Raw genomic sequence first — 15,887 nt, forward strand, 5'->3', positions numbered from 1 at the left:
CGGGCATCGTCGGTCAGGCCGCCAGGGCCCTCGTGTCGAGAAGCTGGCCGAGCAGGTCCGTGAGACTCACCATGCCGATGACGGCGCCACCGGCCCCGGTGACCAGCGCCAGGTGCGCGCGGGCCTCCTGGAGCGCCGTGACGGCCTCGGGGACCTGTGTGACGCACTCCAGGCGCGGCACCGGCCTGGCGAGCTCGGCCGCCGTGCGTCCGGGCTCCAGGAGCGCGTCACGGGCGTGCAGGACCCCCTCCACGCCGGCCGGCCCGCTCACGAGCAGCCTCAGGTGACCGCTGCGGGCGGCCGCCTCACGGATCTCCGCGGTGCCGGCGGCCGGGGCCACCCCGACGACCTGGCCGATCGGCACCATCAGGCGCTCGATGCCCTCGGCCTCGAACCGCAGCGCCCGCGTCAGCAGGTCGTGCTCCTCGCGGTCGAGCAGGCCCATCCGGCCCGACTCGCCGACCAGCATGGCGAGCTGGCGCGGCGTCCTGGTGGTGGCCAGCTCGTCCCGGGTCTGGACGCCGAACAGGCGCAGCATGACGTTCGTCACGCCGTTCAGCGTCGACAGCAGCGGCCGCATCACCCAGGTGAACGCCCGGAACGGCAGCGTCAGCAGCAGCGCCGCCCGCTCGGGATGGGTCAGCGCCCACGACTTGGGCGCCATCTCGCCCACCACCATGTGCAGGAACGTGACCAGCGCCAGCGACAGCGTCAGCGCGATCGGCATCCGCAGCGCCTCCGGGATGCCGATGGTGGCGAAGACCGGCTCCAGGTAGTGCTCGATGGCCGGCTCGGTGACCTGGCCGAGCCCCAGCGTGCACAGCGTGATGCCGAGCTGGGCGCCGGCCAGCATGAGCGAGAGCTGGCGGCTGCCGCCCACGGCGGACCTGGCGGCGATCCTGACCAGGCGGTTGCCGCCGCCCGCCATCTCCTCCAGCCGGTGCCGGCGCGAGGAGACGAAGGCGAACTCGGCGGCCACGAACAGCGCGTTGAAGGCCAGCAGCGCGAGGCTGACGAGAATCATCGTCATCGGGCCGCCTCCGCGTGCCGGACCGGGGCCAGGCGCACCCATTCGGGCACCCGGCGGTTGATCGACATCACGGTCAGCTCGGCCAGGGGCGGCTCGGCGTCCTCGGCGAACGGGTCGAGCTCGGGGACGATCTCGACCGTCACCGTGTCGCCCGCCTCCGGCATCCGGCCGAGCTTGGCCAGGATGAGCCCGCCGAGCGTGTCGTAGTCGTCGCTCTCGGGCAGCGCGACGCCGGTGGCGCGCTCGACCTCGTCCAGCCGGAGCCGTCCGGGCACGTCCCAGACGCCTTCGGCCTGCGCGACCGCGCCGACCGGGTCGGGGTCGTTCTCGTCGACGAGCTCGCCGACCAGCTCCTCGGCCAGGTCCTCGACGGTGACGACGCCCGCGAGGCCGCCGTACTCGTCGATGACACAGGCGATGTCGTCCTTGGCCACCCGCATGCGGTCGAGCACGGCCGGCAGCGGCAGCGAGTCGGGGACCAGCAGCGGCGGGCGCGTGATGGCCGCGACGCGGCCCTCGTCGAGCCCGGAGGCGAGCAGCTCGCGCACGCCCGTCACGCCGAGCACGTCGCCGTCGGCGCCGAGCACCGGGTAGCGGGAGTGCCCGCACTCGCGCATGGTCTCCACGAGGTCGGAGATCGGCTGGGAGGAGCGCAACACGACCACCCGCGGGCGCGGCACCATGATCTCCTCAGCCGTGTGGTCGCCGAACTCCAGCGCCCGTTCGAGCAGCTCCGACAGGCGCGGCGGCAGCTCGCCGGCCTCGGTCGACTCCTCGATGATGCGCGAGAGCTCCTCGGGCGTGGCGCCCTGCTCCACTTCTTCGACCGGCTCGATGCCGACCTTCCTGAGCAGGCCGGTGGCCGCCGAGTCGAACAGCCGGATGACCGGGCCGACGACGGCCAGGTAGGCGAGGGTGGAGCCGGCCAGGAACTTGGCGACCGGCTCCGGCCTGGCGATGCCGAGGTTCTTGGGGGCGAGCTCGCCGAGCACCATCTGCACGATGGTCGCCACGAACACGCCGATGGCCACCGACAGGCCGGTGATCAGGCCGTCGGACAGCCCGGCCTCGGTGAGCCAGGGACGTACGAGGACCGCGATGGCGGGCTCGGCCAGGAAGCCGACCAGCAGCGCGGTGACGGTGATGCCGAGCTGCGCGCCCGACAGCATGAAGGACAGGCGGGAGGTGACCCGGAGCGCCTTTTCGGCGGCCGGGTCGCCGGCGGCGGCCTGCTCGCGCAGGACGCCCCGGTCGGCGGCGACGAAGGCGAACTCCTGGGCGACGAAGTAGCCGGTCGCGGCTGTGAGCAGGAAGAGGGCCAGAAGGCCCATATAGGCGCTCACCGTTGCGAGCTCTCAGGGGTACCCGTGCTCGTGCACGGGCCAATACTCCATGAGTCCGGAGCGGACACGATCTTCCCTTCGATAGAGGTCGTCCACAAACCTAACGACCGTGATGGCCGCTGTGTTTCCGGAGGGTCCGGGGAGCGCGTTCCGCGTACTTTTCCGTAGGAATTCCTTGGCGAGAAGTCTGCACTGGTAAGGCGATCGACGTAGCGTCTATGTCAAGCGAAGGGAAGAAGAAACCACGTGTCTGAGGACGACCGGACGCGGGCCATGCGCTCGCCGGGTGACGGCCGCCCGCTGCCTCCCCGCCATGACGACGGGCTGCGCGCGGCGGGGGCGCCGGCGCATCCGCAGCCGCAGGGGCGGCCGATCCCGGGCGCCGCCGAGGCGACCAGGATCAACCCCCCGCCGCAGGGCGAGCCCCGCAAGGGCGCCTCGCGGGTCTACGGCAAGCAGCGCTCGGGCAACAGCCCGATCAGGCCGCTCCGCGGCGGCGGTGGCGGTGACGGCGGCGGTGGGGCCGCCGCGCAGAGCCCGGCGGGGCCGAGGCGGCCGAGGAGGCCGCGCGGGCGTCTGATCGCCGGGATCATCGGCGCGTTCCTGGTGGTGCTGCTCGTCGGGGCCGCCGGGATGCTGTTCTGGATCGACGGCCGGCTGGCCGGCATCGACGGCGTGCTCGACGACTACGAGGGCCGCCCGGCCGACACGCCGGGCACCAACTGGCTGCTGGTCGGCTCCGACAGCCGCAAGGGCCTGACCGCCGCCCAGCGCCGCAAGCTCGCCACCGGCCGCAGCGCGGGCCAGCGCACCGACTCGATGATGCTGCTGCACCTGCCCGAGGGCAGCGACCGGCCCACGCTGGTCAGCCTGCCCCGCGACTCGGCCGTCACCATCCCCGGCCAGGGCCGCAACAAGCTCAACGCCGCCTACGCGATCGGCGGGCCCAGGATGCTCGTGCGGACCGTCGAGACCGTCACCGGCCTGCGCGTCGACAACTACATGGAGATCGGGTTCGCCGGCTTCGTGGACATCGTCGACGCCGTCGGCGGCGTGGAGATCAACGTACGCGCCGCCGTCAACGACCCGAAGGCGGGGCTGAAGCTCAAGAAGGGCACCCAGACGCTCACCGGCGGCCAGGCGCTCGGCTACGTCCGCACCCGCAAGGGCGGCGCGCTGCCCGACTTCGAGCGGACCAAGCGGCAGCGCCAGTTCCTCAGCGCGGTGGTCAAGAAGGCCGCCAGTCCCGGGGTGCTGATCAACCCGTTCACCTCGATCCCGCTGGCGGTCAGCGCCACCGACGCGGTCGAGGTCGACTCCGGCACCGGCGTGTTCGACATGCTGTCGCTGGGGCTGGCGATGGGCGACAGCCCCGTGACGACGGTGGTGCCGTTCGGCGGCAGCGAGATCGCGGGCGGCGGCACCGCCGTCAAGTGGGACCGGACCAAGGCGCTGGCGCTGTTCGACGCGCTCAAGGCGGACAAGCCGGTCCCTCAGGACGTCATCGACGCGAACTGACGGGTCAGCTCGCCGCCACGACGGCGCTCGTGGCGGCGGTGACCGCGATGGCCGCGTGGATCGCGGTGATCGTCTGGGCCACGGCCTCGGCCGCCCAGGTGCCCTCGGCGATCTCCTTGACCCGCGCCTTGTCGGCTCCGGGGAACGCCTTGCGGTCGAGCTTGGCGGCGTGCATGACGGCGATGAGCACGGCGGTGCGCGCCGTCGGGTCGGCGCCGCCGAGCGCGGAGGCGACGCGCTCGCGGACCTCCGCCTCGGTCCGGCCGTCGACCTCGGGCCAGCGGGTCGTGGGGAACAGCCCGAGCACCTTGGCGCGCTCCTCGGCCAGCACGCCGGCCCGGGCGAGGCGGGTGAGCAGGCGGGCGCGCAGCTTGACCGACTGGAGCTTCTGCACCCACCAGGCGGCCTTGCGCTCCTTGCCTTCGGCGATCGCGGCGAGCACGGCGTCGAGCTCCTCGTCGCCGAGCGGCGTGGGGTCGACGAGCTGGACCTTCTTGCCGTCCAGCGTCACCCGCTCGTTGACGGCCAGCTCGGCGAGCAGGGCGCCGGCGAGCGCGGGGTCGAGCTGGGTGGAGGGGATGAGGGGCTTGCCGTCATCTTCCTTGTGGGCGAGAAGGAGGATTTCCTCCGCAATCGTCACTTTCATGCTTCGACACTAACGTTTCGGCCATGACTATCTCCGAGAAGTTGCACGCGATCGGCCGGCCGCTGCTGGACGCCCAGCTCGCCCACCCCACGGTGGTGGGCATCGGGCGCGGCGACCTGCCGGAGCCGGTGTTCAGGTCGTGGCTGGAGCAGGACTACCTGTTCCTGATGGACTACACGCGGGTGTTCGCCCGGCTGGCCTGGCAGGCGCCCGACGGGCACCTGGGCGATCTGGTCGACCTGGCGCACGCGACCTTCCACGAGGAGCTCGACCTGCACCGGTCGCTGTCGGCCGGGTTCGGGGCCGACCTGGAAGGGGCGCGCAAGGGCCCGGCGTGCGCGGCCTACACGGCGTTCCTGCTGGAGTCGGCGGGCTCGTACGCCGAAGGACTGGCCGCCCTCTATCCGTGCATGTGGGGGTATTCGACGCTGGGGCAGATCCTGGCCGAGAACCCGCCCGCCGAGCCGCGCTACCGCGCGTGGGTCGACACGTACGCCGATCCGGGGTTCGCGGCGCTGGCGGCCAGGATCGCGCAGATGATCGACGAGGCCGATCCCGACCCGGCTCGGGCGGAGGCGATGTTCACCGAGGGCATGGCCCACGAGCTGGCGTTCTGGGACGTGCCGTAGCCGTCCACAGCCTGTGGACGGGGATCGTACCCTGGTGGCATGCCGGAACTTCCCGAAGTCGAATCGCTCGCCGCGTTCCTGCGGGAGCGGGCGGTGGGCCGCGCCGTGCTGGGCGTCGACGTGGTGGCCATCCAGGCGCTCAAGACGTTCGACCCGCCGGTCACCGCGCTCGGCGGGCTGACCATCACGGGCGTGTCGAGGCACGGCAAGTTCCTCGACTTCGACTGTGACGGGCTGCACCTGGTCATCCACCTGGCCCGGGCGGGCTGGCTGCGCTGGCGTGACGACCTGTCGGGCGCCAAGCCGGTGCGTCCGGGCAAGGGCCCGCTGGCCGTACGGGTGCGGCTGGCGCCCGACGAGCTGGGCCTGGCGCCCGGGTTCGAGCTGACCGAGGCGGGGACGCAGAAGCGCTTGGCCGTCTATGTGGTGAAAAATCCGGACGAGGTGCCCGGCGTCGCCGCCCTCGGCCCCGACCCGCTCGCCGACACCTTCACCATCGACGCGCTCAAGGCCATCGTGGGCGGCAACCGCACCCAGATCAAGGGCCTGCTCCGCGACCAGAAGGTCATCGCCGGCATCGGCAACGCCTACTCCGACGAGGTGCTGCACGCCGCCCGGATGTCGCCGTTCAAGATCGCCTCGTCGCTGACCGACGCCCAGATCGCCGACCTGCACGAGGCCATCGTCACGACGTTGCACGAGGCCGTCGAGCGGGCGCGCGGGCTGGCCGCCAAGGACCTCAAGGCCGAGAAGAAGTCCGGGCTGCGCGTGCACAACCGCACCGGCCAGCCGTGCGACGTGTGCGGCGACACGATCCGCGAGGTGTCGTTCGCCGACTCCTCGCTGCAGTACTGCCCGACCTGCCAGACAGGCGGCAAGCCGCTGGCCGACCGCCGCCTGTCCAAGCTGCTGAAGTAGCTCACGCCTCCACGGGCACCGGGGTCCGGCGGCGCAGCCCGGAGGCCACCACGACGACCGACACCAGCGTGGCCAGCACCGGCACCACCAGGGCCGCGCGCACGGCGTCGATGCCGCTCGCGCCGCCGTCGAGCGCCGCCACGTTCACCACGGTCACCATCGAGATCCCGAGCGCCGCGCCGAACTGGAACGACGAGGTGATCAGCCCGCCGGCCAGCCCCTGCTCGTGCTCGGCGATGCCCTCCGTCGCCACGATGGTCACGGGCCCGTACACGAAGGCGAACATCAGCCCGATCAGCAGCATCGAGGGCACCATCGCGGCGTAGGTCCAGTCCATCCCGACGCCGAGGAACATCGCGAAGGCGACCACCCCCGACAGCAGCCCGCCGAGGATCACCCGCGCGTTGCCGTAGCGGTTGACCAGCACCGGCGTGAGCGTCGGCGCGAGCAGCACGTCGGCGGCGGCGATGAGCAGCGCGAGCCCGGTCTGGATGGGCGTCCAGCCGCGCAGCTCCTGGAGGTAGAGGGTGACGAGGAACTGGAAGCCCATGAACGACGCGGTGAGCAGGGTGGCGACCACGTTCGCGCGCACGAGCGAGGCCGACCTGAACACGCCGAGGCGGACCAGCGGGTCGGCCGAGCGGCGTTCGATCGCGGTGAACGCCGCCAGCAGCGCGAACGCGCCGGCGAACGCGGCGACGGTCCAGCCCCAGCCCTCGCCTGGGTGCTCCAGCCGTACGACGCCGTAGACCAGCAGCATCATGCCGCCGGTCATCGTGACCGCGCCCGGCACGTCGAAGCGGCCACCGGCGGGACGCGGGACGGCCGGCTCCTTGATCAGCACGACGGCGGCGAGCAGGATGGCGGCGGCCAGGATCACCGGCGCGAAGAACACCCAGCGCCAGCCCACCGCCGTGAGCAGGCCGCCGATGACCAGGCCGAGCGCGAACCCGGCGGCGCCCGTCCCGGCGTAGACGAGCAGCGCCTTGTTGCGCTGCCTGCCCTCGGCGAACGACGTGGTGATCAACGAGAGCCCGGCCGGGGTCATGAACCCGGCGGCCACCCCGGTCACGAACCTGGCGACCAGCAGCACCCAGCCCTCGTTCGCGAACCCGCCGAGCCCGGAGAACACCAGGAACACCGTCAGCCAGAACAGGAACATGCGCCGCCTGCCCAGCAGGTCGGCCGCCCGGCCGCCGAGCAGCGTGAAACCGCCGTAGCCGAGCACGTACGCGGTGACCACGCCGCTCAGCACGCTCGTGGACACGCCGAGGTCGGCGCGGATGGCGGGCAGGGCGACGTTCAGCATGGCCACGTCGACGCCCTCAAGGAAGATCGTTCCGCACAGCACCAGCAGCACGCCCAGCGGGCGGCCTGTCAGCCGTTCGGATGCACGCATGATCAAACTCCAGTGGTTACGTTCTCGCATGTCGGTTATCTCTTGTAACCGTCAGAATCATGCGGCAGCATGGATCGACATGGAAGACGGCACTTTGAAGTCACCTGGTTACGTCGACAGCACCACCACCGACGCCGACTTCGACGTCCGCCACTGGGACGCCCGCGAGGGCTGCGAGGTCAGGCAGATCCTCGACCGCGTCGCCGACAAGTGGTCACTGCTGGTCATCGCCATGCTCGACTGCGAAAGCCTGCGCTTCTCCCAGCTCCGCCGCGAGATCGACGGCGTCAGCCAGCGCATGCTCAGCGTGACCCTGCGCAAGCTCGAACGCGACGGCCTGGTCAGCCGGACCGTCCACCCGGTGGTGCCGCCCCGGGTCGACTACGCGCTCACGCCGCTCGGCCGCACCCTGCACGAGACCATCAAGGCCCTGGTGACCTGGACCGAGACCCACCAGCAGGAGATCGCCGAAGCGCGTGCGGCCTACGACGCGAGGCACGGGATGATGGAGGCATGACGGTTCCAGAAGTCGAGGCACGCGATGTCCCAGAAGGCGCCTACCTGCTCGACGTGCGCGAGCAGAACGAATGGGACGCGGGCCACGCCCCCGAGGCGGTCCACATCCCGATGACGCAGATCCAGGCCCGCGTCGAGGAGGTCCCCGCCGACCGCCAGGTCTACGTCGTCTGCCGGGTGGGCGGCCGGTCGTTCCAGGTCGCCGCCTGGCTCAACCAGATCGGCCGCGACGCGGTCAACGTCGACGGCGGCATGCAGGCATGGGCTCTCGACAAGCGCCCCCTGGTCAGCGAAACAGGACAGACTCCCTTTGTAGCCTGAAAACTGGCATAATGCGCGGCGGAAAATTACACAACGCGGGAGCTCGGGGCGTACCGGGCTGAGAGGGCGACCGAGGCCGTCGCCGACCGCATGAACCTGTCCGGGTAATGCCGGCGTAGGGAGCAGTGCGATGGCGCATGACGTCCGCGACGACGAAGTCCCTCTCACTCTTGAAGGGGCCGCCCCCAAAACCCTCGGAGTCCTCGACCAGGGAGCCCTCTGGGCCAACCTGGCCGTCAGCCTCCTGGGGTTCTCGGGCGCCCTGTTCCTGCTCGACCCGCTGGGCAACGCACCGCTCAGCCTGACCGCCGCGCTGGCCGCCGCCGTCGTCGGCAGCCTGATCGGCACCGCGATGGTCGGCCTGTCGGCCATCCCCGGGACCCAGACCGGCCAGCCCGCGATGGTGCTGCTGCGCGGGCTGTTCGGGGCCCGGCTCTCGTACGTGCCGACCGTGCTCAACATCATCCAGATGATCGGCTGGGGGGCGTTCGAGCTCTGGGTCATCTCCCAGGGCGCGATGGCCGTCTTCGGCGACACCGTCCCGTACGCGGTGTGGGTGATCGTCGCCGGGGTGCTGACCACGGCCCTGACGATCTGGCCGCTCGGCGCCATCAGGCTGCTGCGGCGCTACATCACGGCCCTGGTGATCGTGGCGCTGATCTGGTTCACGTTCCAGTTCCTGGGCGACGCGCCCCCGCAGAGCGGCGGGTCCTGGACCGCGTTCGCGCCGGCCGTCGACTACGTGATCGCGCTGTCGGTGTCGTGGGTGCCGCTGGCCGCCGACTTCGCCAGGCACTCGCGCTCCAGCCGGGCCGCCTTCACCGGCGTCGTCGGCGGCTACACGCTCGCCCAGGTCGCCTGCCTAGGGCTGGGCGTCTACGCGGTGGCGATCGCCGGGGCCGCCGCCGTGCAGAACGACAGCACCGCCGTGTTCGGGCCGTTCGTGGCCGTGCCGCTGGGCGCGGTGTTCTTCGGCATCCTGGTGCTGCGCGAGGCCGACCAGTCGTTCGCGAACGTTTACTCGACCACCGTCTCGCTGCAGAACCTCATGCCCCGGGTGGACCGGCGGATCCTCAGCGTCGCCATCGGCGTGCTGACCGTCGCGATCGCGCTGGTGGTCGACGTGACCTCCTACGGCGCGTTCCTGGGCGTGATCGGCGCGGTGTTCGTGCCGATGTTCGCGGTGCTGGCCGTGGACTACTTCCTGCTCGGCGGCGCCACCCGGTGGAACACCGCCGAGGACGCGCCGGCCCGCTGGTCCATGCTGGCGCCGTGGGCGCTCGGCTTCGCCGCCTACTGGCTGACGACCTCCACGCCCACGGTGGAGCAGTGGGACGGCATCTGGGCCGCCGTGCGCGAGGCGATCGGCTTCGAGCGGCAGCCGTGGATGAACGGCGCGCTCGGCGCCGCCCTCGTGGCGGCCCTCGTGACGCTGGCGCTCGGCGCGCTCAGGCGGCGCGGCGCTCGACGTTGAGCAGGTGGCGCTTGGCGGCTTCGCCCCCGGCGTAGTCGCCGAGCCCGCCGTCGTCACGCACCACCCGGTGGCACGGCACCACCACGCACACCGGGTTGGCGCTGAGCGCGTTGCCGACCGCGCGCAGCGCGCGCGGCCTGCCGATCAGCTCGCCGATGCTCTCCAGCGTCGTGGTCGTCCCGTACGGCACCGCCATCGTCTTCTGCAGCACCGTGCGCGCGAAGGGGGTGGCGAGGGCCAGGTCGACCGGCGTGGCGAAGGCCCGCAGCCGCCCCGAGAAGTAGGCGTCGAGCTCGCGGCGCACCGGGTCGAGCCGTCTCGGGTTGGGGGCGATGTGCCGGCCCACGTGGTTGGTGACGCGCTCGTACACGTCCTGCTCGTCCTCGAAGCTGCACGAGATGATGCCGCGGCCCGTCACCGCGATGATCATCCGGCCGACCGCGCCGTCGTACGTGCCGAACGCGACATCGGGCGGCCCGTCGCCTCGATAGGTGGCGGAGGTCACCCGCAACAGGGCGTCGATGTCGTCCGACATGCCTTCACCCCCTGTTGGAAACGCCGTGACCGCAGCGTATCGGACGGATCGCCCGACAAGGCCGCCACGCCGGGGGCACTATGGAGTCGTGGGGGACGAATGGGCTGGGAGTGACGATGACATAGCCCGTGCCGTGCTCGACAGCTCGCCCAACGCCGTCGTGGTCCTCGACCGGGACCAGACCGTCCTGGTCTGGAACGCCGCGGCCGAGCGGCTCTTCGGCCTGACGGCGGCCGCGATGCTGGGCCGCCGGGCGCCGATCGTGCCGGACGAGCTGACCGCCGAGCACCACGCGGTGCTGGAGCGGGTGCGCACCGGCGGGCAGGTCTCGCTGCGCACCAAGCGCGTGCGCGGCGACGGCGAGGTGCTGGACGTCCGGGTCGACATCAGCGCGCTGCGCATCGGCAGCGCCGTCGCCGGTTACGTGTGCGTCCACCACCTGGTGCAGGCCGACGACGCGGCCAAGAACCGGATGGCCCGCCGCGCCCGGCTGGTGCGGCGGCTGACCGACGTGGTCGGCGACATCAACGCCGAGCTGGAGCTGCCCGCCGTGCTCGACCGGATCTCGGCCAGCCTGACCGAGCTCACCGGGGCCGACGCGGGCGGGTTCGTGCTCATCGAGGGCGACCGGCTGCGGCTGGTCAGCACCTACCAGCTTCCCGACGTGCCCAAGGGCACCACCACCGACCTGCACAACAGCCTCGTCGGCAAGCTGCTGCGCACCGGCAAGACCGTGCTGCTGGAGTCGGAGGGGCTCGACAGCCTGGTCTGGTCCAGCCTCAAGGGCCTGCACACGGTCGCGCTCGGCCTGGCGGCCGTCGGCGGGCGGCCGTACGGGGCGCTCTACGCGCTGTTCGCCCGGCGCAAGCCCGGCCACCTGGAGCTGGAGCTGCTGGAGCTGCTGGCCGGGCACGCCGGCATCGCCGTCGGCAACGCGGTCGCCTACCAGGAGGCGGTGCGGCAGCGGGCCCACGAGCGGGCAGTGTTCGACGCCAGCGCCGACGGCATCGCCGTGCTCGACCGCGAGGGGCGGGTGCTGCGCTGGAACCCGGCCGCCGCCCGGCTGACCGCCGTCCCGGCCGAGGAGGCCGTGGGGCAGCCGCCGCCGTTCCCGCAGCCCGCCCCGGGCGAGAAGCTGACGGTCCAGCTCGCCGACGGGCGCTGGCTGGACGTGGTGGGCGCGCGCATCCAGGAGACCGGCGAGCTGGTCGTCGACTTCCGCGACGTGACCGCGGCCAAGGAGCTGGAAGAGGCCAAGGACCTGTTCCTGGCCACGACCAGCCACGAGCTGCGCACCCCGATCACGATCGTGCGCGGCTTCGCCAGCACGCTCGACTCCCGCTGGGACAAGCTGAGCGACGCCGAGCGCCGATCCGCCGTGCACACGATCGCCGAGCGGTCCAGGTCGCTCGGGCAGCTCATGGACCACCTGCTGCTGGGCGCGCGGGCCGGCGCGGAGGAGCAGGTGGTCAGGGACGAGCCGTTCGACCTGGCCGAGCGGGTGCGCGCGGCCACGCTGGGCTTACCCGTGCTGTCCGACAGCCACCGGGTCGAGGTGAGCGTCGCCGACGGGCTGCCGCTCGCGATGGGCGACGCGCTTGCCACCGACATCGTGCTCGCGCAACTGCTGGAGAACGCGTTCAAGTACTCGCCGAAGGGCGGCCTGATCAGCGTCTCCGCACGGCCCGAGAACGGCACGCTGGTCGTGGTCGTCGACGACGAGGGCGTGGGCATCGCGCCGGCCGACCGGGAGCGGATCTTCGAACGGTTCGTGCAGGTCGACAGCGGTGACCGAAGACGGTTCGGCGGGGTCGGCTTAGGCCTCTACATCGTGCGGAGCCTGGCCAGGGCCCAGGGCGGCGAGGTGAGCGCCCATCCGGGGCCCGGCGGCGGCACCCGTATGAGACTCGTGCTCAAGCGTGCATCCCCTATCGGATCCGACACACCGATGCGGTAACGAGGTGGTCACGGTTGAGCTGATCTATCGTCCGATGTGTACAAGCTGTGATCGAGATGCGGTTTCTGGGATTGAGTAACGGGGCATTTCGGTCGTACCGGGGAGTGTTCCCGCGGGGGGCACTGGGAGCGGGGAGGTGGGTGTGTCAAGCGTGGTGCTGCTGCCGTACGCGCCGTCCAGCGTCGCCGTTGCCCGCCAGCGTCTGAGCACCGACCTGCAGGATTGCGGGGTGTTCACCGCCGCGATCGACGACGCCGTCCTCGTGGTGAGCGAGCTGCTGAGCAACGCGTTGAGGCATGCGCATCCGCTGCCGTCGGGCATGGTGAAAGTGACCTGGCTGCGCAGCGACGATCACATCGAGGTCGCCGTGAGCGACGGGGGAGCGGCGACCGAGCCGCGGGCGGGCCGGCCGGCGCTGTCGTCGCTGGGCGGCCGTGGGCTGGGCATCGTCGAGTACGTCGCGGAGAGCTGGGGGGTTCGCCACGACGGCGACACGACCACGGTGTGGGCGATCCTGCCCGCGCCCACGGGGACCGTGAACAACGGGCAGGTGCACGCGCTCAGAGAGGCCGGGTAGCCAGCACCGCGCGCTCTCCGGCCGTCCAGGCCGTCGACACGAGCAGGTAGAGCCCGGCGGCCAGGGGAAGCACCGCCGCGGCCAGCAGCGAGCCGAACGGCAGCAGCGGCATGATCCGGCGCATGAGCTCCGGCTGCTCCTCGGTCATCATGGCCGTGGTCTTGTGTGACATCCACCACGCCACCAGCGCCATCAGAGTGATGACGAGTGTAAAGACCAAAACCGGCACGCTGAACAGACCGTAATTCACCGTTATCGCGGCCACGTGCTGCCCGAGCGGCGCGCCGAACAGGTCGTGCCCCGCCAGCGCGGTCGGATGCGTCGCCACCCGGTACATCAGCCACATGAACGGCAACTGCGCCAGCCCCGGCAGGATCCCGGCGAACGGCGACGTGCCCTCCTTGGCGTAGAGCGCGCGCGTCTCGCCGGCCAGCTTCGCCGGATCGCGCCCATAGCGCTTCTGGAGCGCCCGCAGCCTGGGCGCGAGCCGTTCCCTGACCCGGGCGCTACGCGCCTGCTTGACGGCCAGAGGCAGCAACAGCAGCCGCACCGCCAGCGTGAACAGCACGATCCCGAGCGCGGCGTGGCCGCCGGACATGCCGATGACGAACGTGACAAGTGAGTCGATCATGAGCCCTTCCCATGGGAGAGAACCTCAGGGCCCGGATGAGCCCCGCTTACCGGAAAGCGGGGCGCGCCGATGGCGCTCGCGGCCGGGGCCGCCCGGCCGCGTCGGGATCGCGCTGGCGCTGGAAAGCCGTGCGCCGCGCGTAGACCAGCGGAAACCCGGACGGCTCACCGCCGAGGACAGGCAGCAGCCTGGCGGCCCAGGAGGCCAGCAACAGGACCGCGACCATGGTCACGGCGATGAGCCACGGATCGAACAGGAAGAGCGTCACCGTGCCGACGAGGACTTACCGACCATCGTGACCACGATGAACACCAGCACGGCCACGACGCCGATGATGAGAGCGACCTTCAGAAGCCCCAGAACCATCGGGACGATGAAGTTGAACAACACGAAGAGCGCAAGCAGTGCGCCCAGCACGAGCATGATTACTCGACCCATGAGGCCACCGTACGTCCTGCCGGGACGATCTGCGACCCTTACGAACCGATGACGCGGGTGCCGCCCGATCAGGTCCGCGCCGTACCGTGCAGGGGTGAGCACCCGAATCCTGGTGGTCGAGGATGATCCGACCGTGTCCGAGGTGGTCGCCCGCTACCTGGAGCGCGACGGGCACGAGGTCGAGTGCGTCGGCGACGGCGCCGAGGCACTGCGCCGCGCGCTGGCCAGCCCGCCCGACCTGATGGTGCTCGACCTGATGCTGCCCAAGCTCGACGGCCTCCAGGTGTGCAGGAAGCTCAGGGAGCGCTGGCCCGTGCCCGTGATCATGCTGACCGCGCTCGGCGAGGAGATCGACCGCGTGGCCGGGCTGGAGACCGGCGCCGACGACTACGTGACCAAGCCGTTCAGCCCCCGCGAGCTGGCGCTGCGCGTCCAGTCGGTGCTGCGCCGCGCCCGCGGCGCCGCCGTCACGGCCGGCACCGGCGTGCTCCGCGACGGCGACCTGGTCGTGGACGTGGGCGCGCACGAGGTCCGGCTCGGCGGCGCGCCGGTGATGCTGACCGCCCGCGAGTTCGACCTGCTCGCCTACCTGATGCGCAACCCCCGCCAGGCGTTCAGCCGCTCGGCGCTGCTCGACCAGGTGTGGGGCTGGTCGTTCGGCGACTCCTCCACCGTGACCGTGCACGTCAGGCGGCTGCGCGAGAAGATCGAGCCGGATCCGACCGAACCGCGAAGGATCGTCACGGTCTGGGGGGTCGGCTACCGCTACGAGCCGCTGGCATGACCGGCGACCTCGGCATGATCGTCGCCGTCACCGCCGGGCTCGGGCTCCTGGTGGCCGGGCTCGGCCTGGCCGTGATGGGCCGCCTGCGCACCCGCTCGATTGGCGTGATGCTGGCCGTCGTCGTGGTGGTCGCGGTCGTGGCGACCCTGGCCGGCGTGGTGGCGATCACCATGCGCATGATCCTCGAAGGCCCGGCGCGCGACATCGTGCTCAGCGTCGTCGCGGTGGGCGGCCTGGTGGGGCTCGGAGTCGCGTTCGTGCTGGCCAGGCGGGTGGTGGGGGAGAGCAGGCGGCTCGTCGCCGCCGTCCGCGAGGTCCCGTTCAGCGCGCCGCGCGGGCTGCCCGCCGAGCTCCAGACGATCGCCACCACCCTGGAGGAGGCGTACGCGCGCGAACGCGCCCTGGAGGGAGCCAGGCGCGAGCTCGTCGCCTGGGTCAGCCACGACCTGCGCACCCCGCTGGCCGGGATGCGCGCCATGGCCGAGGCGCTGGAGGACGGCGTGGTGTCCGATCCCGCGACCGTCGGCCGCTATCACGCCCAGATCCGGCTGGAGGTGGACCGGCTGTCGGCCATGGTCGACGACCTGTTCGAGCTGTCCAGGATCCACGCCGGGGCGCTGCGGCTGTCGCGCAGCGGGATCGGGCTGGCGGACCTGGTCGCCGACACGCTCGCCGGGGCCGAGCCGCTGGCCCGCGCCAAGGGCGTGCGGCTGACGGCCGAGGCGGGCGCGGCGCCGCCGGTCACGGCCGACGCCGGAGCCCTCGGCCGGGCGCTGCTCAACCTGGTGGCGAACGCGATCAGGCACACGCCGCCGGGGCGCGGCGTCGTGCTGCGCGCCGGGCTCGACGACGGGCTGGCCTGCCTGTCGGTCTCCGACTGCTGCGGCGGGATCCCCGCAGAGGACCTGCCGCGGGTGTTCGACGTGGCGTTCAGGGGCGAGGCGGCGCGGACGCCGACCGCCGACGGCGGGGCCGGGCTCGGGCTGGCGATCGCCCGGGGCCTCGTCGAAGCGCACGACGGGACGATCGGCGTGGTCAACGAGGGGCCCGGGTGCCGGTTCGAGATCCGGCTCCCAGCGGGTTCGGCTGCGGGTTCGGCTGCGGCTGCGGCTTCGGTGGAGGGGGGAGGGCCCGCTCAGGGCGCCGTCAGGCGGGCTCCGTGAGGGGCCGG

Annotated in this window: 18 protein-coding genes and 1 riboswitch; of the genes, 10 read left to right on the forward strand and 8 right to left on the reverse strand. The window is 71.9% G+C overall.

The features are described from left to right. Positions 1-13 precede the first annotated feature (13 nt). Both ACBI99_RS38370 and ACBI99_RS38375 read right to left on the reverse strand, forming a co-directional pair. Positions 14-1,030: a hemolysin family protein gene (locus tag ACBI99_RS38370; protein WP_219498486.1), complete on the reverse strand. Its 1,017-nt coding sequence runs from the start codon at positions 1,028-1,030 to the stop codon at positions 14-16. Next, positions 1,027-2,361 carry a hemolysin family protein gene (locus tag ACBI99_RS38375; RefSeq protein WP_246643583.1) on the reverse strand — a complete coding sequence of 445 codons (1,335 nt, stop codon included), beginning with the start codon at positions 2,359-2,361 and terminating at the stop codon, positions 1,027-1,029. Before ACBI99_RS38375 ends, ACBI99_RS38370 begins: the two co-directional genes overlap by 4 nt. Before the next feature lie 258 nt (positions 2,362-2,619). On the opposite strand from ACBI99_RS38375, the gene ACBI99_RS38380 reads away from it, so the two are divergent. Continuing rightward, positions 2,620-3,891 (forward strand): LCP family protein, encoded by a 1,272-nt coding sequence (locus tag ACBI99_RS38380; RefSeq protein WP_357591195.1) that lies wholly within the window; start codon positions 2,620-2,622, stop codon positions 3,889-3,891. Positions 3,892-3,895: 4 nt separating this feature from the next. Here the strand turns inward: ACBI99_RS38380 and ACBI99_RS38385 are convergent, their stop codons facing one another. Then, positions 3,896-4,537, reverse strand: a complete 642-nt coding sequence (locus tag ACBI99_RS38385; protein ID WP_375074718.1) for a GPP34 family phosphoprotein — start codon at positions 4,535-4,537, stop codon at positions 3,896-3,898. 23 nt (positions 4,538-4,560) lie between these two features. On the opposite strand from ACBI99_RS38385, the gene ACBI99_RS38390 reads away from it, so the two are divergent. Both ACBI99_RS38390 and ACBI99_RS38395 read left to right on the forward strand, forming a co-directional pair. Continuing rightward, positions 4,561-5,166 carry a TenA family protein gene (locus ACBI99_RS38390; RefSeq protein ID WP_219498498.1) on the forward strand — a complete coding sequence of 202 codons (606 nt, stop codon included), beginning with the start codon at positions 4,561-4,563 and terminating at the stop codon, positions 5,164-5,166. A gap of 39 nt (positions 5,167-5,205) precedes the next feature. Further along, positions 5,206-6,084 (forward strand): Fpg/Nei family DNA glycosylase, encoded by an 879-nt coding sequence (locus ACBI99_RS38395; protein ID WP_219498501.1) that lies wholly within the window; start codon positions 5,206-5,208, stop codon positions 6,082-6,084. 1 nt (position 6,085) lies between these two features. Here the strand turns inward: ACBI99_RS38395 and ACBI99_RS38400 are convergent, their stop codons facing one another. Next, positions 6,086-7,483 carry an MFS transporter gene (locus tag ACBI99_RS38400; RefSeq protein ID WP_219498503.1) on the reverse strand — a complete coding sequence of 466 codons (1,398 nt, stop codon included), beginning with the start codon at positions 7,481-7,483 and terminating at the stop codon, positions 6,086-6,088. Between the two features lie 79 nt (positions 7,484-7,562). Between ACBI99_RS38400 and ACBI99_RS38405 the strand changes: the two genes are divergently transcribed. The 3 genes from ACBI99_RS38405 to ACBI99_RS38415 all read left to right on the forward strand — a co-directional run bounded on the left by ACBI99_RS38405 (position 7,563) and on the right by ACBI99_RS38415 (position 9,794). Further along, on the forward strand, positions 7,563-8,000 hold the full coding sequence (locus ACBI99_RS38405) for a helix-turn-helix domain-containing protein (protein WP_219498505.1): 438 nt from the start codon (positions 7,563-7,565) through the stop codon (positions 7,998-8,000). Beyond that, positions 7,997-8,320, forward strand: coding sequence for a rhodanese-like domain-containing protein (locus tag ACBI99_RS38410; RefSeq protein ID WP_375074719.1), 324 nt, complete (start codon positions 7,997-7,999; stop codon positions 8,318-8,320). Before ACBI99_RS38405 ends, ACBI99_RS38410 begins: the two co-directional genes overlap by 4 nt. 25 nt (positions 8,321-8,345) lie before the next feature. Then, positions 8,346-8,459, forward strand: a riboswitch (TPP riboswitch). Beyond that, positions 8,451-9,794, forward strand: coding sequence for a purine-cytosine permease family protein (locus tag ACBI99_RS38415; RefSeq protein ID WP_375074720.1), 1,344 nt, complete (start codon positions 8,451-8,453; stop codon positions 9,792-9,794). It overlaps the preceding riboswitch by 9 nt. Here ACBI99_RS38415 and ACBI99_RS38420 read toward each other — a convergent pair. Beyond that, complete coding sequence (locus ACBI99_RS38420; RefSeq protein ID WP_219498599.1) at positions 9,769-10,329, reverse strand: methylated-DNA--[protein]-cysteine S-methyltransferase; 561 nt, start codon at positions 10,327-10,329, stop codon at positions 9,769-9,771. The genes ACBI99_RS38415 and ACBI99_RS38420 overlap by 26 nt on opposite strands. A 133-nt stretch (positions 10,330-10,462) precedes the next feature. Between ACBI99_RS38420 and ACBI99_RS38425 the strand changes: the two genes are divergently transcribed. Further along, entirely contained in the window at positions 10,463-12,286 is a 1,824-nt protein-coding gene (locus ACBI99_RS38425; protein ID WP_375074721.1) for an ATP-binding protein, read from the forward strand. A 142-nt stretch (positions 12,287-12,428) separates the two neighbouring features. Next, on the forward strand, positions 12,429-12,863 hold the full coding sequence (locus ACBI99_RS38430; RefSeq protein ID WP_308125557.1) for an ATP-binding protein: 435 nt from the start codon (positions 12,429-12,431) through the stop codon (positions 12,861-12,863). Here ACBI99_RS38430 and ACBI99_RS38435 read toward each other — a convergent pair. From ACBI99_RS38435 to ACBI99_RS38445, 3 genes are read right to left on the reverse strand one after another with little or no spacing between them, the layout of a single operon-like run. Next, positions 12,847-13,494 carry a membrane protein insertase YidC gene (locus tag ACBI99_RS38435; protein WP_219498608.1) on the reverse strand — a complete coding sequence of 216 codons (648 nt, stop codon included), beginning with the start codon at positions 13,492-13,494 and terminating at the stop codon, positions 12,847-12,849. The two genes, ACBI99_RS38430 and ACBI99_RS38435, sit on opposite strands and share 17 nt — an antisense overlap. A gap of 46 nt (positions 13,495-13,540) precedes the next feature. Further along, on the reverse strand, positions 13,541-13,762 hold the full coding sequence (locus ACBI99_RS38440; RefSeq protein WP_219498612.1) for a DUF6412 domain-containing protein: 222 nt from the start codon (positions 13,760-13,762) through the stop codon (positions 13,541-13,543). After that, on the reverse strand, positions 13,759-13,917 hold the full coding sequence (locus tag ACBI99_RS38445) for a hypothetical protein (RefSeq protein WP_219498614.1): 159 nt from the start codon (positions 13,915-13,917) through the stop codon (positions 13,759-13,761). Before ACBI99_RS38445 ends, ACBI99_RS38440 begins: the two co-directional genes overlap by 4 nt. 109 nt (positions 13,918-14,026) lie before the next feature. On the opposite strand from ACBI99_RS38445, the gene ACBI99_RS38450 reads away from it, so the two are divergent. Together ACBI99_RS38450 and ACBI99_RS38455 are read left to right on the forward strand one after the other, a co-directional pair. Then, positions 14,027-14,716 (forward strand): response regulator transcription factor, encoded by a 690-nt coding sequence (locus ACBI99_RS38450; protein WP_219498615.1) that lies wholly within the window; start codon positions 14,027-14,029, stop codon positions 14,714-14,716. Then, on the forward strand, positions 14,713-15,879 hold the full coding sequence (locus ACBI99_RS38455; RefSeq protein WP_375074722.1) for a sensor histidine kinase: 1,167 nt from the start codon (positions 14,713-14,715) through the stop codon (positions 15,877-15,879). Before ACBI99_RS38450 ends, ACBI99_RS38455 begins: the two co-directional genes overlap by 4 nt. Positions 15,880-15,887: the final 8 nt, after the last annotated feature.

Source organism: Nonomuraea sp. ATR24 (assembly GCF_041950485.1).
In the GTDB taxonomy this organism is placed as follows: domain Bacteria; phylum Actinomycetota; class Actinomycetes; order Streptosporangiales; family Streptosporangiaceae; genus Nonomuraea; species Nonomuraea ceibae.

Excerpts from the sequence above, each read along its gene's own strand:
- ACBI99_RS38415 (WP_375074720.1), top strand. The coding sequence starts at position 8,451 with ATGGCGCATGACGTCCGCGACGACGAAGTCCCTCTCACTCTTGAAGGG.
- ACBI99_RS38445 (WP_219498614.1), bottom strand. The coding sequence starts at position 13,917 with ATGCTCGTGCTGGGCGCACTGCTTGCGCTCTTCGTGTTGTTCAACTTC.
- ACBI99_RS38400 (WP_219498503.1), bottom strand. The coding sequence starts at position 7,483 with ATGCGTGCATCCGAACGGCTGACAGGCCGCCCGCTGGGCGTGCTGCTG.
- ACBI99_RS38395 (WP_219498501.1), top strand. The coding sequence starts at position 5,206 with ATGCCGGAACTTCCCGAAGTCGAATCGCTCGCCGCGTTCCTGCGGGAG.
- ACBI99_RS38405 (WP_219498505.1), top strand. The coding sequence starts at position 7,563 with ATGGAAGACGGCACTTTGAAGTCACCTGGTTACGTCGACAGCACCACC.
- ACBI99_RS38410 (WP_375074719.1), top strand. The coding sequence starts at position 7,997 with ATGACGGTTCCAGAAGTCGAGGCACGCGATGTCCCAGAAGGCGCCTAC.
- ACBI99_RS38370 (WP_219498486.1), bottom strand. The coding sequence starts at position 1,030 with ATGACGATGATTCTCGTCAGCCTCGCGCTGCTGGCCTTCAACGCGCTG.
- ACBI99_RS38435 (WP_219498608.1), bottom strand. The coding sequence starts at position 13,494 with ATGATCGACTCACTTGTCACGTTCGTCATCGGCATGTCCGGCGGCCAC.
- ACBI99_RS38375 (WP_246643583.1), bottom strand. The coding sequence starts at position 2,361 with ATGGGCCTTCTGGCCCTCTTCCTGCTCACAGCCGCGACCGGCTACTTC.
- ACBI99_RS38390 (WP_219498498.1), top strand. The coding sequence starts at position 4,561 with ATGACTATCTCCGAGAAGTTGCACGCGATCGGCCGGCCGCTGCTGGAC.
- ACBI99_RS38455 (WP_375074722.1), top strand. The coding sequence starts at position 14,713 with ATGACCGGCGACCTCGGCATGATCGTCGCCGTCACCGCCGGGCTCGGG.
- ACBI99_RS38385 (WP_375074718.1), bottom strand. The coding sequence starts at position 4,537 with ATGAAAGTGACGATTGCGGAGGAAATCCTCCTTCTCGCCCACAAGGAA.
- ACBI99_RS38420 (WP_219498599.1), bottom strand. The coding sequence starts at position 10,329 with ATGTCGGACGACATCGACGCCCTGTTGCGGGTGACCTCCGCCACCTAT.